We start from the raw sequence: 15,187 nt of genomic DNA on the forward strand, positions 1-15,187 counted from the left end.
TTGCTCTTAAGGAGTCTTTTCTTCTCTTTTTAAAAGCAGACCATTATATTTTTTATATACTGTAACACCTTCTTTCTAAAGAAAATAGCTCTTTATTTGGAAAGAATGAGTTTGTTTTTGCTATTTTTTAGTAATATTTTGCACTTTAAAGAAATATTTTGCTTCAAGGAAAGGGCACTTTTAGTATTTTTGTATGTTAATAGTTTGTTTTTTAAAATATACAAAATAAAAGTAAAAAAAGAAGCAAAAGTAAAGAGAGAATGGCGCGTTTACCAGAAAGACTTTTAAGTGGTTACCAAAACTTTATAAACAATCATTTTTTATATAAAATAGCAGATTATCAGCAATTGGCGATTGAGGGGCAGAAACCTGAAGTTTTGGTCATTGCTTGTTGTGATTCGCGTGCAGTACCAGAAATGATTTTTGATGCTAAGCCAGGGGAAATTTTCACCCTGCGCAACGTGGCGAATGTGGTTCCTCCTTTTTCTCCTGATGACCAATATCACGCAACATCAGCAGCTCTTGAATATGCTGTGCAATTGCTTGAGGTGAGACATATTGTCGTTTTTGGTCATGCCCATTGTGGAGGCATTCGTACTGCTCTTAATGAGACATATAAATCTTTATTATCAAATGATTTTATCGGTCAATGGATAAGTCTCTTAGCACCAGCAGCAGAAATCGTTTTGAATAATAAGTCGCTGTCTTGGCCAGAAAAACAGACGGCATTAGAGCAGCTTTCTATTCGCCATTCGTTGAGAAATTTAGAGACGTTTCCGTGGATTAAGCTTCGCAAAGATCAAGGTTTTTTGACATTGCATGGTGTTTGGTTTGATATCTCTAGTGGAAAATTATGGAGCATGGAACAGGAAACAGGTTGTTTTATGCGTGTTGAAGTTGAAAGTTTTGAAGTATAGTATTTGTTGTTTTTATTTCTTCGTATAAAAAGATATTTTATGATAAAACTTGACAAAGCTGGGGTTTTATTGTTTGAAGGAGCAAGCTTTCAGTGACAAAATTAACTTGGAGCCACCGACTGAGACCCCAGTTTAAGGGTATAAAGAGATCTCAGAGGTCAACATCCGACGGCGCGATGCGTTCTCGGATGCTATTTTGGTTTGTTTGTTATGCAACAATGAGGTAAATGATGTTTGAATCCTTGCAAGAGCGACTTGGTTCTATCCTGTCTCATTTGACGGGACGTGGCGCTTTATCGGATCAGGATGTTGTAGAGGCGCTGCGTGAAATTCGTCGCGCTTTATTGGAAGCTGATGTTGCTCTTGATGTTGTGCGCTCTTTTACCGATAGAGTTCGGGAAAAAGCTGTTGGGGCCGAAATCGTTAAATCAATTAAACCAGGCCAAATGGTGGTTAAAATTGTTCATGATGAATTGGTTCATATTCTTGGAAATGAAAGCGTTCTGAGTGATTTAAATGCACCAGCTCCAGTTGTTATCATGATGACTGGTTTGCAAGGTTCCGGAAAAACAACTACAACAGCAAAGCTTGCAAAACGTTTTACTGATAAGCACAATAAAAAAGTTCTCATGGCGTCATTAGATACACGCCGTCCCGCTGCACAGGAGCAATTGCGCCAATTGGGAGAGCAGGCAAAACTTGCAAGCTTGCCTATTATTGCGGGTCAGCTGCCCGTTGATATTGCATCACGTGCCGTGCAGGCTGCTAAATTAGGTGGTTATGACGTGCTTCTTCTTGACACAGCAGGACGTAATCATATTGATGAAGCTTTGATGCTCGAATTGGCTGAAATTAAAGCATGTTCCCTTCCTCATGAGATTATGTTGGTGGCTGATAGTTTGACGGGGCAAGATGCCGTTCATCTTGCTCGTTCTTTTGATGAGCGTGTAGGGATTACGGGGATTATTTTAACACGGATGGATAGTGATGGGCGTGGTGGCGCTGCTCTTTCTATGCGTGCTGTTACAGGTAAACCAATTAAAGCAATTGGAACTGGTGAAAAAATAGATGCTTTAGAAGAATTTCATCCCAGTCGTATTGCTGATCGTATTCTCGGAATGGGGGATATTGTTTCTTTGGTTGAAAAAGCTGCTGAAACAATGGATCATGAGAAAGCTGCTGCTTTTGCAAAAAAAATGCAAGCCGGAAAATTTGATCTGAATGATCTTGCAGAACAGTTGCAGAAAATGAAAAAACTGGGTGGAATGGGCGGTATTATGGGCATGTTGCCAGGAATGGGGAAAGTCAAAGAGCAGATTGCGGCTGCGGGGTTTGATGATCGTTTGTTTGATCGTCAATTGGCCATTATTTCATCTATGACACCCAAAGAGCGGGCGAATCCAGAGCTTTTAAAACATAGCCGCAAACAACGAATTGCTAAGGGGTCTGGTACGACGGCGGCTGATATTAATAAACTTTTGAAGATGTATCGCCAAATGGCTGATATGATGAAAGCCATGGGTGGTAAAGGAAAAAGTGGTTTTATGGGAAAGATGTTGGGAGGCCTTGGTTCCAAAATGGGTTTTGGTGGTATGGGAAACTTGGGAGGGGATTCTCCAACTATGCCGGATTTGTCGGGATTGGATCCAAAGCAATTCTCAACGCTTCAAAAGCAAATTGAAAATGGTAATGGAGGGAAGCTCTTGCCCGGACTTCCCAAGCGTGGACCTACTTTTCCTGGTCTTTCCAATGGCATTGTCGATGGGGGAAATTTTCCTCAGCATCCTAAGAAAAAATAAGATGTAAAGAGGGAAAGGAATATAATGCAGGAAACAGTATTAAACGAATTGGCACATTTACGAGCATCCATTGATAATTTTGATGCAACTTTGATTCATATCTTAGCAGAGCGGTTTCGTTGTACGAAAGCTGTTGGGCGCTTAAAAGCGCGTTATGATTTGCCTAAAGTAGATCCTCTGCGTGAGCAATATCAGGTAGCGCGTTTGCGGCAATTGGCTATGGATAGTGATCTTGATCCTGATTTTGCTGAAAGATTTTTAAAATTTATTATTAAAGAAGTTGTGAGTCATCATGAAGTTATTGCTGAAGAGCAAAAAACAAAAAAAGTCAATTTAAACGAAAGCCAGAGCTGACAATAGGAGATAAAATATGGCATTGAAAATTCGTTTGTCCCGTGGAGGTTCAAAAAAACGTCCTTACTATCATATCGTCGTTGCAGATGTTCGTAGTCCGCGCGATGGGCGGTTTCTTGAACGTGTTGGTGCATGGGATCCAATGTTGCCTAAAGATGGACCGAGGGTGAAACTTAATGAAGAACGTATCCAATATTGGCTTGGGCAAGGGGCTCAACCAACAGATCGCGTTTTACGGTTTTTAGATGCAGCTGGCTTGAAAAAGCGTCCAACTCGTAATAATCCACATAAAGGTGAACCGGGTAAAAAAGCACAAGAACGTATAGCAGCAGCAAAGCAAGCAGCAGAAGAAGCAGCGGCAGCGGCTGAAGCAGAATCTGCTTCAGCATAAGAAGCATGATTGTTTAATCAATGTGTTTTTAAAAGCTTTAGAAAAATAAATATTATCCGTTTTTGTCTATCAAAAACGGATTTTCATTAAAAAGCTGCTTGTTTAAATTGCGCCGTTTTTTTTTAAATCAATGGTTTTAAAAATCAATGGCGCGGCCTTTAATTTCCCAGTCTCCATAGCGGGAAGGGTCTTTGCCGCCGCGTCCGCCGTTTTCTAAAGGTTGTTCTTTTTTTGCTGCGCGTTTTCGTCTTTCTTCAGCTTCTTTAAGGGCGCGTTGTGCTGCGGGAGAAAGAGATTGCTGTTTAACGACAGTTGCATTTTTTTTGCTTGTTTTCTCATCTTTTTTATTCATTTTACACCTATTCCATTGAAGAAGCAGAAAGAAAACACCATCATATAGTATTGATTGACTTTTATCATGGAGTTTTTTGAGTAATGAATATAATGCGTACAGCTATGCTTTTGGCTTTTTTAACTGCTCTCTTTATGGGAGTTGGTTATCTTGTTGGAGGGGGCGGTGGCATGGTCATTGCTCTTTTGATGGCAAGTGGTTTAAACTTTTTTTCTTATTGGAATTCAGATAAAATCGTTTTACGCATGTACGGGGCGCGTGAAGTTGATCAGCATTCAGCACCAGTTTATTATAAGATTGTAAGCGATTTAGCACAAAAGGCTTCTCTTCCTCAACCAAAGGTTTATGTTATTGAGAATGCACAGCCAAATGCTTTTGCAACGGGACGTAATCCGCAAAATGCAGCTGTTGCTGCAAGTACTGGGTTGTTAGAGCGGTTAAGCGCTGAGGAAATTGCCGGCGTTATGGCGCATGAGCTCGCACATATTGAGCATCGTGATACGTTAACAATGACTCTGACCGCAACGATTGCAGGGGCAATTTCAATGCTTGGTAATTTTGCTTTCTTTATGGGAGGACAGCGTAACTCTTCAGAAGGTTCTCATGGCGCTGGGGCAATTGGAGGATTTATTGCATTGCTCGTGGCGCCTTTTGCAGCGATGCTGGTGCAAATGGCGATTAGCCGTACACGGGAATATGCTGCGGATCGGAGAGGGGCTGAAATATGTGGTAATCCTTTATGGTTGGCTTCGGCATTGCGTAAGATTGCTGATGGGGGACGTGGGGTATATAATGAAGAAGCAGAGCATAATCCAGCAACCGCGCATCTGTTTATTATTAATCCTTTGAGCGGTGAGGGAGCGGATAGTCTTTTTTCGACACATCCAGCAACTGCAAATCGTATTGCTGCTCTTTATCAGCAAGCAGAAGAGATGAAAGGGGCTCTTGCCAAAAGTGTGGGATGGAATAAAGAAGACGCTATACATGAAAAAAGCAGCGGGATGAACTATGGAGATTTTCATAGTGGTCAGACTCATGCATTAGGTGAGAAAGAAAATAGTTCTTTTCAGCGTGTTACAAAACGTCCTTCTTGGCTTCGTTATGAAAATTCAAAAAGATCTCGTTCATAGAATTATTGAGGGAGCTCTTGAGAAAACTGTGATATAAAGGTGGTGGTTTGAAACACAAAAAAGCGGGGCATGTGTCTGAAAAAAATGTTCCAGGATTAGCTGTTCGACAGGTGTGTGTGCGTCTTTTGGGGGCGGTAGTTGATAAGTACACGCCTCTGTCTGGTTTGACGGATAATGAACACGGACATCCACAATATTTGAAGCTTTCACAACGAGATCGTTTGTTATGTCGGGCTATTTTAACAGCTTCATTGCGTCATCGAGGGCAGATTATGGCGGCTCTCTCACGCTTTTTGGCGCGTCCTTTGCCTTCACAAGCACTTTCACTTCAGCATCTTTTGCATATCAGTGTTGCACAAATTCTTTATCTTGATATTCCCGATCATGCGGCTATTGATTTAGCTGTGCGTGTGGCGAAACTTGATCCTCGAATGCGCCGTTTTTCAGGGGTGGTGAATGCTCTTTTGCGCAATGTTGCACGTGAGGCAGAGCCTTTACGTCAACAAGTTCCTACCATTGAAGGTGTGCCAGCGTGGTTTGGACAGCTTTTAATATCAGCTTATGGAACAGAAAAGGCACATCAGATTATCGCAATTCAAAGTGTGGAACCTCCTTTCGATTTGACAGTGAAATCTGATAGTGGTGGATGGGCTGAAAGGCTTGGCGGTGTGGTATTGCCCAATGGTTCTGTTCGATTGAAGCGTCTGGAGTGTTCTGTTTCTGATTTACCAGGCTATCGTGAAGGGTCTTGGTGGGTCCAAGATTTTGCAGCAGCTTTGCCTGCTTGTTTACTTGGGAGTATTGAGGGTAAACGCGTTGCTGATCTTTGTGCGAGCCCTGGGGGAAAAACAGCACAATTGGCTTTGCAAGGGGCAGAGGTGACAGCAATTGAGCTTTCTGCTAACCGCGTAAAGCGTTTAAAAGAAAATATGGAACGGCTTCATTTTTCAGTTCACATTTGGCAGGGCGATGTGAGAAATTTCTATCCCACACAGCTTTTTGATGCAGTTCTTCTTGATGCTCCTTGTTCTTCTACAGGAACAATCCGTCGTCATCCGGATATTTTATGGACGAAATCGAGGGAAGATATCGTCAAGTTAGTGGCATTGCAATATGATTTGCTTGTCGCAGCAATTTCTTTGGTAAAGGAGGGGGGACAGATTGTTTTTTCCAATTGTTCATTGGCAAGAGAAGAAGGTGAAGATCTTATTGAAAAAATTTTATCGACACGCAATGACATTGTTTTAGACCCTATTTATCCAGAGGAAATGGGAGCACTGGAACATTTGCTTTGTGGGGGGATGTTACGGACAACGCCTGCGGATTTTTGTCATAAAAATTTTGATGCTGAGAAAACCGTATTTTTAGGAATGGATGGTTTTTTTGCTGCGCGCTTACGAAAAATTGCTTAATTAACGCTTCATTTACAAAAATGGTCGAAATTGTATTTGATTCAGCATAAATGGAGATAAAATTTTGGCGGTTGCGGTAAAAGCTCCTCAGGTAAAAGTGGCAGCCTGTATCGATACGATACAGAATGTTATGCGGCGTTTATGGGTTGGACCATTGTTTCGTTGGCGGTTTTCAGGGTTTCGTCCTCATAAAATTTTAGCGCATCCCATGGATTTGCATGTAGCTGATCCGATGATGGCGCATGAATTTTATCATGGTCGTTTTGCTTTTGCTGGTCACATTGTTCATTCTGGTGCTGTTTCTCCGTTTTCATTGGTTCCACCAACGCTAGAATGGGAAGCGGCTCTACATGATTTTCATTGGTTGCGCCATATGGAGGCAGCAGGAAGTGATTTAGCTTCTGCACATGCACGCTCTCTTTTAGAAGACTGGTTTGACCATGCTGGTAAGAAGGTAAAAGGGCTTGCTTGGAGTGATCCTGTTGTGGCGCGGCGCTTGATTTCATGGATTTGTCATTCGAAAATGTTGTTAGAAGGGGCAAGTGAACGGTTTGAAAAACGCTTTTTACGTGCACTTGGTTTGCAATTTCGTTATTTGCGCGTAACAATTTGTAGTATGGAGCACAATGATCAACGTTTACAAGCAGCAGTGGCTTTGACATTCGCATCTCTTGCTTTGCCTGTTTCAGCGGCAGTGAAAAAAAAGGTACAAACCACACTTATAGAGGAGCTTTCCCGTCAAATCCTAGTTGATGGTGGGCATATTTCCCGTAGTCCTGTTATTTTGCTGAATTTGTTATCGGATTTATTGTCGTTACGGCATCTTTTTATGCGTAGCAATGAAACAGCACCCCGTATTTTGATTGATTCTGTTGAGCGTATGTTGCCAGCTTTACGATTCTTTATCCATGAGGATCAAACGTTGGCCCATTTTAATGGGGTTGGTCCCCTTGTATCGGAACGGTTATCATCACTTTTGGAGCTTGATGAAACAGGAGGACATCCTTTTAGTTATGCCCGTTATTCAGGATTTCACCGCTTAAAAGCCAATCAAACAACAGTGCTTGCAGATACAGGAAAGTTTCCACCCCGCTCTGTAGCACAGCAGGCTTGTTCGGGGTGTTTGTCTTTTGAAATGTCTTCACAAGGGCACCGTTTTATTATCAATACCGGTGTTAATCCTGATGGGCGGGAAGATTATCGACATTTAGGGCGTGTTACTGCAGCACATTCAACAGCTACGCTTAATGATTGTTCAGTAGGTGCTTTTTATCATAAAAAGAAAAATGGCGCGCCATTTTTGTTTGATGGACCAACAGATGTTCAAGTGTGCCGTATAGAGGATTCAGAGAAGACGGGTTTTATTGCGAGTCATAATGGTTATATGCGACCCTTTAATCTTATTCATGAGCGTGGTCTTATTTTGGCGACAAATGGAGATATGATTGAGGGTTTTGATCGCTTTTTTATGCCCAATAAAGGGGGAAAGAGACACAAGAGTGTGCAAAATGAAAAAAATCATGTTGCTGTTCGGTTTCATCTTCATCCACAAGTTGAAGTTAACTATGATGGCAAACGTGTATGTTTAACCGTAAAGAATGAGAACGTGAAGAGCGAACAAGTATGGTATTTTATATCGCCTGACGCAGATATTTGTCTTGAAGATTCGATTGATTTTGCAGAATTAACAGGTCCACAACGGACACAACAGATTGTTTTATATTTTCGTCCAGCATTTCAGGAAAAAGTTCGTTGGCGTTTTATCCGTAAAGCGTTTGATAAAAAATTAGAACATTATTCCAACCCATAGTATATTGCGTTTTATCTTGCGTGTCGCAAAACATTATCGTTTATTGTGGTAATATTCTCAAAATTTGAAGATCATATCAATTTTATACATGAAGAGTTTTGTTAGAGTATGGGTTGGATGTTTTTAGGCAAGGTTTGCTCATAGAATCTCATGAGGTGATGCTAAAAGGGATTGGCTCCAGAAAAAAAGTTTTTGGAAAGACCATTGTTGACAGATGAGTACTGGTTAAGGATCTTCATATCTTTAAAGATATGGAAAGAAAATTAAGCCGTTGCTTATCTTCGATAAGTTTTTAAGTGTGCTGTTGGGATCAATATTTATCTCTGAGAGAGTTGCATTAATAGGGCTACACTCCTCACGAAAAACAGAGCGCTATTGTATTGTATATTCACGGACTTATTTTAAAGAAAAATTCCTTAATGCTTCCAAGCCTATTTTGCGACGATGCCCGTGATGGGTATAACGGTAAATCCATTAAGCACCCCCCATCTTTATGCTTATGAAGGAGCAGTTCGGCACTATCACACTATTTATCAGTGCCCAATGTTTGTAACAACTCTTGGCACTAGAGATGGTTCATAAGAGGCATTTTTAGCCTTTTCTTAATAGTTTTTATCCATACAGCTCTCCCCGCTTGTAACGTGCAGGCGAATGGTTTTGGTTGATTCAACATACATAGATTTTAAATGGAAGAATCTCACGGTATTCGGAGTTCTAATTCAATATGAATAACGCTAAATTATCATTATAAATCAAATGTTGTATATCACAGAAACACTGAAAATTTGAGAAACAATACACAGCAATGGCTGAGAAAAACAACTCTTCTGCTCTTTATTATTATTATACTACAAATGAAGGCATAATAACAAATCACAAAATGCACGCTTTTTCAGAGCAAAGCATTCTCTCAAATATCTCAAACAACTTTCATAAAGATTTACGCGAATAACGTCGTGCAATTGAATCAATATCACCTCGACAAATTCCAAGATCGCTGAGTTCATATGTTGAAAGACGACTTAACGCATTAACGGTTCGACGATAACGGCGCCAATTACTATAAAAACGTAGAATATTCATATCCTCTACTCAAACTTTTCATTACACTCTTTAGTTTAAGAATAGAGCATATTACTAAAAAGAGTTGTGTTATAATATCATAACAGGTATGCATCTACATACAAGATAGCATCCCTTTAACATTTTCCTCATGTGAAAGGGCAACCATTAAAAATATCAACAAGAACAATATTCTTTCCCTAAACAATGGCTAAATTATGTGCATTTTCTTCGGTGATAAACTTCTTCACGTGTAGATTCTTTGGATTGAATAACTGCTTCCATTTCAATAGTTATCAATAGTTATACGATGATTATGAAAAATTCCTTGAAACATTTGTCTTATACGAAGAGGGAATCAGCAAAATTATTAATGGCGGAAGTGTCGTGTTCCTGTAAAAACCATTGCTAAACCCTGTGCATCAGCAGCGGCGATAACTTCTTCATCACGCATGGAGCCTCCTGGTTGAATAATTGCTGTTGCCCCTGCTTCAGCTGCTGCTAATAAACCATCTGCAAAAGGAAAAAATGCATCTGATGCAACAACAGATCCTTTTGTAAGGGTTTCTGTTAAGCCTGCTCTTTGCGCACTTTCTGCGGCTTTACTTGCAGCAATTTTTGCTGAATCGATGCGGCTCATTTGTCCGGCTCCAATTCCAACTGTTGCGCTATTTTTCGCGTACACAATAGCATTTGATTTAACGTGTTTTGCTACACGAAAAGCAAATTGAAGATCACGCATTTCATCTTGAGTTGGTGCCCGCTTTGTCACTACTTGCAATTTAAGATCATCCACCACCACGTTATCACGTGATTGCACTAAAATGCCTCCTGCAAGTGTTTTCGCAAGAAGTCCTCCACAGCGTGGATCAGGAACTCCACCTGTAATGAGCAAACGAAGATTTTTTTTCTGGGTAATAATTTCACGTGCTGCCATTGTGGCATCAGGAGCAATAATCACTTCTGTGAAAATTTTAACAATTTCTTCAGCACATTCTTCATCAAGGGTTTGATTTAAAGCAACAATTCCACCAAATGCCGATACATTATCACACATAAGAGCTTTCAAATAAGCGTCTTTCAAATTTTCTCCTTCCGCAACACCACAAGGATTGGCATGTTTAATAAGAGCGACAGCAGCGGTTTTTTGCGGATCAAATTCTGCCACAAGCTCAAAGGCTGCATCTGTATCATTCAGATTGTTATAAGAAAGCGCTTTGCCTTGTAAAAGTTTTGCTGTTGCAATACCAAAACGTTTTTCATTATTGCGATAAAATGCTGCCTGTTGATGTGGATTTTCCCCATAGCGCATAACACTTTCAAGATGACCGGAAAAACTCTGCCATGATGGAATTTCAATTTTTAAATCCCGTGCAAACCACGTTGCTATTGCCGTATCATAAGCAGCGGTGTGTGCATAAGCGCGCATTGCTAGCTGATGACGCATAGATAAGCTTAAACATCCATTATGCTGCTTTAATTCAGCTAGAATCGAATCATAATCTTTTATCGCTGTTACAACACCGGTATAAGCATAATTTTTTGCCGCGGCGCGAATCATCGCCGGTCCACCGATATCAATATTTTCAAGAATCGTTTGCCCATCGGCTCCCGATAGGATCGTCTCTTCAAAAGGGTAAAGATTCACCACCAAAAGATCAATTCCATGAATGCTGTTCTTTTCCATAGCTTCCCTATGGCTAGGATCTTCTCTTACCCCTAACAAAGCACCATGAATCAAAGGATGGAGTGTTTTTACACGCCCATCCATTATTTCAGGAAATCCGGTAACTTCAGCAACATCTTTTACGGGTAAACCAGCTGCTATGAGGGTTTTTGCTGTTCCTCCTGTTGAAATTAATTCAACATTGTAAGTAGCATGAAGGGCTTGTGCAAAAGCAACCACACCCGTTTTATCAGACACAGAAAAGAGAACACGACGAACCCGATGAAGATCAGGTATGGGAAAATTTTTGGCAACAACACCCATAACAGAAGCCTTAAAAATGAAAGAGTTAAAATTCTAGTAAAACACGCTTATACGTTTATAGCATAAGCCTTTAGCAAAATACACTGAAAGGATAAACTGTCTTTTTAGAATATAGGATGCTCACCTTTTTCTATTATCCTGTAAAAACCTCTCATTTGAGGTGTGGTGATAGGTATAAAAGTCGCGTTGAGAAATTAAATGTTTTTTTTGTTGCTTATAACTCAACATCTCATCTTCATAGCAGTTGTGAAACAAAAAATGCCTCCGTATGTTCTCTGCTATATTAGCTTTTATACTATATGAAGGCGAAAGTATTACGTATATCAATTGGAATAATCTCTGAAATGGGAAACAATCTAATGAAACAAGAATATAAAATTATAAAGGCAAAAATGAGTGCCTATCTTTCCTATCATTTTTAAATTTGGCTTTATGTTTTTCAAAAGCGTTTATGACAATGTTTTTTAAGAGTGAATTTTTTATAGAGTGGAGATAATGCATTGCTTCACATTTTTGGGCATTACATTTTTAATGAATAAACCCTCGTTTTATGATGATTTTTTAAAGAGTGTCGCGTAAATCTTTTGTGAATGGTATAAAGATCTATTGTATGCCTATGATCTTTATTTAACAAAGGTGAAAGTTGGTAGATTTTATACTCTTTATCAGTTTTCAAGATTCTAAAAATTTTTGTTACTTGAGATGGAAGAGGTATTTTTTTAGTTTTTTTGCCGTAGCAGAAAAAGAAAACCTCCTAACACACCAGCAGCTAAAATAAACCACGTGATTGCATAAACGAGATGATTATTTCGAAAATGAATAATCGTAAGACCAACGACGGGAAGATTTGCTTGTGGAGATGTTTTTCTGGCATCAATGAAATAAGGGGCAACAGTGGACAAACCAAGTTTTTGTGCCATAGCGGGGAGATCGCGCGTATACCATAAATTTTTGTCAGGATTATTTTTACGCGGGAAAAATCCATTTTTTTCACTCATGCGTAATAAACCTATAATCATTGTTTGTTCTGTGTCCGTGGTAGAATTTTGCTGAGATGAGGCATTTGTATGCGATTTCTCTGAGTTTTGAAAATTATTACGTTCATCCATGGGGATAAAGCCACGGTTGATAAAGATCAGTGTATTATCAGCAGTTTGTAAAGGAGTCAAAACCCAATAGCCTGTAGTATTTTGAGCGGCAGCAGTGACTAAGATATTTTTATCTGTTAAAAATTTTCCTGTGATAACAACAGGTTGATATTCATATTTTTCAAAACTAACATCTGACCATTGATTTTTTTTGGGGGCTTTTATGGGGGGTAAATGAATGCGCTGATTAGCACTGGTGATAAGATTTGTTTTCCAGTTTAACCGTTGTACTTGCCATATACCTAACGCACTGAAGAGAAGAAAAAAACAAATACATAAAGTTCCAAATAAAAAAGAAGAAAAACGGCAAGAATTTCCCTGAAGCTTTGTCATGGGGGGCCCTTTTTTGCTCATGATTTATGCTTCCTTTCGGGACAATAGGCTTTTATTCTAACATGGTATGTATTTAAAAAAAACATTTTGTACGCTTTTTGGCGGAATTTGCACGTCTTATTGAGGAAAAAGATGAAAAATGAGCCAACAAGAGATGAAAAAGGTTTTATAAAAGACTTGACCTTTTGTTGTCGACCCCCTATTAGAAAGAAACTTCCCAATGATGCCCGTTCAAGGTTGCATTGCGCGTGTTTTGCGTTCATTGTGTCCTTTGGGTATGGGGATTTGAAAGTTTCTTAGAGTTTAAGGGTGAAGTTTATGTCTCGTGCATGTGAATTGACAGGGAAAACGGTTTTGTATGGTAATAATGTTAGCCATGCGAATAATAAGACACGGCGTCGTTTTTTACCAAATCTTTGCAATGTGACATTGATTTCAGAGGTGTTACAGCAAAGTTATCGCTTGCGTATTTCAGCAAGTGCATTGCGTTCTGTTGAGCATCGTGGTGGCCTTGATGGTTTTTTAGTTAAAGCAGATGATAAAGAGTTGTCGCAACGTGCGCGTTTGCTAAAACGCCAAATCATTAAGAAAAAAGCTGAGCAAGAAGGTGAGCAAAAGGCTGAACAAGCAGCGTAATTGTTAGCGCTATTCTTTTTGGTTTATTAACGCTTTGATTTCGGTTTTCTGTTCTAGAAGTTAAGTTTTTTGCAGGTTGATCGTTTCATTTTATTGGTTCCATATCCCAGGTTAAAAAAATGTCTTCAAGCGGTCCTTTATTAGAACAGCAAAAGAAAAGGTATGTTGTTTTTTCTATTTTTGCAATGTGCCTTGCTGTTACGGCTTCTAATATTTTGGTTCAATATCCTGTCTATTGGTTTGATTTAAATGAGCTGTTGACTTATGGGGCTTTTACCTATCCATTTGCTTTTCTGATCAATGATTTAACCAATCGTTTTTATGGTCCATCTGCGGCGCGGCGTGTGGTTTATGCTGGTTTTTTTGCGGGGGTCTTTGTTTCTTGGATATTGGCGACGCCACGGCTTGCCCTTGCTTCTAGTTTTGCATTTTTATTTGGGCAACTCCTTGATATTGTTGTTTTTACTCCTTTACGACGTAAAACATGGTGGAAAGCACCTTTAGCAGCAGCGTTGGTTGGTTCAGCTTTGGATACAGTGCTGTTTTTTGCTCTTGCTTTTTCTAGCTCGTTTTCTGTTCTTGATAAGATAACAGGGTATGCTGATAGTTCACTGGTGGAGAGTACTGTTTTGGGAGGGATAGGCATGCCAGTTTGGCTATCGCTTGCTTTTGGTGATTTTTCGGTAAAAATTATTATGAGCCTGTTGATGTTGATTCCTTATGGGACAATTCTTAATATTGTAAAGCTTCCTCTTTATCAAAGTCATTCAAAGGATGATTCTTCTTTTGTTTGTCATAAATAATGATTTTTGTCTTTTTTTCATGAAGCCAAGAAAATTGTACGCTATGCTTGGTGTGGCACGTTATTTATAATGGATACTTTATCATTTGCCAACTTAAGTAAGAGTTCCAACACAAAACGCGTTTTTTATTTCAAAATTCTCTTGTGAGGAAAAGATAAAGTCATTTGTTTGAGAAGGGGCTAATATACTTTTTACAAATGATTAAATGTGACAGAAATTGCAACTGATGTTTATTAATAGATTGATTTAAAATGATAACTTATATTTTTCATTTGAGTGAAAGAGCTCAATATCATAAAATTTTACGCGTTTTAAATACTCTTATATTGAGTTAATAAAAATCATTTGCTTGCCTATGTTATAAGAGGAATTGGCGTGCGGACAACGTCATTTGAGAAAGCAATACTCTTATGAAGAGCTTTAATGTAATAGAAGTGCAATATTAGGCGCTGGAAGTATATTGATTTATCTTAAAAACATTGGAAGCTTGAAAGTAGGATTTTGCTTTTGGCTTGTAGCTTGTAAAGTAAAGGATGATTCTGGATTTTGCATTATGCCATATATGGGCGCTGTCGTGAAATAAGCTTGGAAGCAAGGAAGAATGTTTCTTTAAAGTAGGAGTGCGGATAAGATATATAATGGTGTGTTCTTTTTCGTGAATGAAGTAATATTCTTTTTTTCGTGTTTTTCTTATATTTTATGTGAGTAAAGATTTTTTCTTTTATCCAGGAGATGGGAGCTTATGTTGATAGATCACCCGTGGTGAGTACTGTTTTGGGAAGGTTAGGAACAGGTTGGCTCTCGCTTGCTTTAGCGATTTTTCGGCAAAAATCGCTATGAATCCATTTATGCTGATTCTTTTATAAAATAATTCTTAGTGTTTAAAATATCCTCTTTGGATGATTCTTTTTTTGCGTATAATAAATACAACTTTTATCTTTTTGTGTTACTGAAGGTGAAAGTCTATGCATTATATTTTCTGTGAGAGCAGCACTTTAGAGCTATGTCTAGTGGAGATATTTTTCTATATACGTGTATTTCAATATTTAA

The 15,187-nt window shown here is 39.1% G+C and carries 13 protein-coding genes; 9 read left to right on the forward strand and 4 right to left on the reverse strand.

What is annotated here, in order from left to right; genetic code table 11:
- Window positions 1–260 precede the first annotated feature (260 nt).
- The 4 genes from ACFILL_RS01065 to rpsP all read left to right on the forward strand — a co-directional run bounded on the left by ACFILL_RS01065 (window position 261) and on the right by rpsP (window position 3,461).
- Window positions 261–917 (forward strand): carbonic anhydrase, encoded by a 657-nt coding sequence (locus ACFILL_RS01065; RefSeq protein WP_273790076.1) that lies wholly within the window; start codon window positions 261–263, stop codon window positions 915–917.
- A gap of 230 nt (window positions 918–1,147) precedes the next feature.
- Window positions 1,148–2,716 (forward strand): signal recognition particle protein, encoded by a 1,569-nt coding sequence (gene ffh, locus ACFILL_RS01070; protein WP_375643065.1) that lies wholly within the window; start codon window positions 1,148–1,150, stop codon window positions 2,714–2,716.
- Between the two features lie 24 nt (window positions 2,717–2,740).
- Complete coding sequence (locus ACFILL_RS01075; RefSeq protein WP_273790075.1) at window positions 2,741–3,070, forward strand: chorismate mutase; 330 nt, start codon at window positions 2,741–2,743, stop codon at window positions 3,068–3,070.
- A gap of 16 nt (window positions 3,071–3,086) precedes the next feature.
- Window positions 3,087–3,461, forward strand: coding sequence for a 30S ribosomal protein S16 (rpsP, locus tag ACFILL_RS01080; RefSeq protein ID WP_273787601.1), 375 nt, complete (start codon window positions 3,087–3,089; stop codon window positions 3,459–3,461).
- Window positions 3,462–3,597: 136 nt separating this feature from the next.
- On the opposite strand, the gene ACFILL_RS01085 is transcribed toward rpsP, so the two are convergent.
- The gene (locus tag ACFILL_RS01085) at window positions 3,598–3,813 is read right to left on the reverse strand and encodes a DUF1674 domain-containing protein (protein ID WP_273790074.1); all 216 of its coding nucleotides are present in this window, start codon (window positions 3,811–3,813) and stop codon (window positions 3,598–3,600) included.
- 83 nt (window positions 3,814–3,896) lie between these two features.
- On the opposite strand from ACFILL_RS01085, the gene htpX reads away from it, so the two are divergent.
- From htpX to ACFILL_RS01100, 3 genes are all read left to right on the forward strand, one after another.
- Window positions 3,897–4,943 (forward strand): zinc metalloprotease HtpX, encoded by a 1,047-nt coding sequence (gene htpX / locus ACFILL_RS01090; protein WP_375643049.1) that lies wholly within the window; start codon window positions 3,897–3,899, stop codon window positions 4,941–4,943.
- A gap of 47 nt (window positions 4,944–4,990) precedes the next feature.
- Entirely contained in the window at window positions 4,991–6,355 is a 1,365-nt protein-coding gene (locus ACFILL_RS01095; RefSeq protein ID WP_375643051.1) for an RsmB/NOP family class I SAM-dependent RNA methyltransferase, read from the forward strand.
- Between the two features lie 64 nt (window positions 6,356–6,419).
- Window positions 6,420–8,165 carry a heparinase II/III family protein gene (locus tag ACFILL_RS01100; RefSeq protein ID WP_375643052.1) on the forward strand — a complete coding sequence of 582 codons (1,746 nt, stop codon included), beginning with the start codon at window positions 6,420–6,422 and terminating at the stop codon, window positions 8,163–8,165.
- A gap of 930 nt (window positions 8,166–9,095) precedes the next feature.
- Here the strand turns inward: ACFILL_RS01100 and ACFILL_RS01105 are convergent.
- The 3 genes from ACFILL_RS01105 to ACFILL_RS01115 form a co-directional block, all read right to left on the reverse strand.
- Window positions 9,096–9,248: a DUF1127 domain-containing protein gene (locus ACFILL_RS01105; RefSeq protein ID WP_273790070.1), complete on the reverse strand. Its 153-nt coding sequence runs from the start codon at window positions 9,246–9,248 to the stop codon at window positions 9,096–9,098.
- A 349-nt stretch (window positions 9,249–9,597) separates the two neighbouring features.
- Window positions 9,598–11,217, reverse strand: a complete 1,620-nt coding sequence (purH, locus tag ACFILL_RS01110) for a bifunctional phosphoribosylaminoimidazolecarboxamide formyltransferase/IMP cyclohydrolase (protein ID WP_375643053.1) — start codon at window positions 11,215–11,217, stop codon at window positions 9,598–9,600.
- A 719-nt stretch (window positions 11,218–11,936) separates the two neighbouring features.
- Entirely contained in the window at window positions 11,937–12,719 is a 783-nt protein-coding gene (locus ACFILL_RS01115; protein WP_375643054.1) for an SURF1 family protein, read from the reverse strand.
- A 297-nt stretch (window positions 12,720–13,016) separates the two neighbouring features.
- Here ACFILL_RS01115 and rpmB point away from each other — a divergent pair, with 297 nt between their 5' ends.
- Complete coding sequence (gene rpmB / locus ACFILL_RS01120; protein WP_273787609.1) at window positions 13,017–13,334, forward strand: 50S ribosomal protein L28; 318 nt, start codon at window positions 13,017–13,019, stop codon at window positions 13,332–13,334.
- A 119-nt stretch (window positions 13,335–13,453) separates the two neighbouring features.
- On the forward strand, window positions 13,454–14,137 hold the full coding sequence (locus ACFILL_RS01125) for a VUT family protein (protein ID WP_375637337.1): 684 nt from the start codon (window positions 13,454–13,456) through the stop codon (window positions 14,135–14,137).
- Window positions 14,138–15,187: the final 1,050 nt, after the last annotated feature.

The sequence above is a fragment of the Bartonella sp. AP20NXHL genome, assembly GCF_042196165.1.
Lineage (GTDB): Bacteria > Pseudomonadota > Alphaproteobacteria > Rhizobiales > Rhizobiaceae > Bartonella.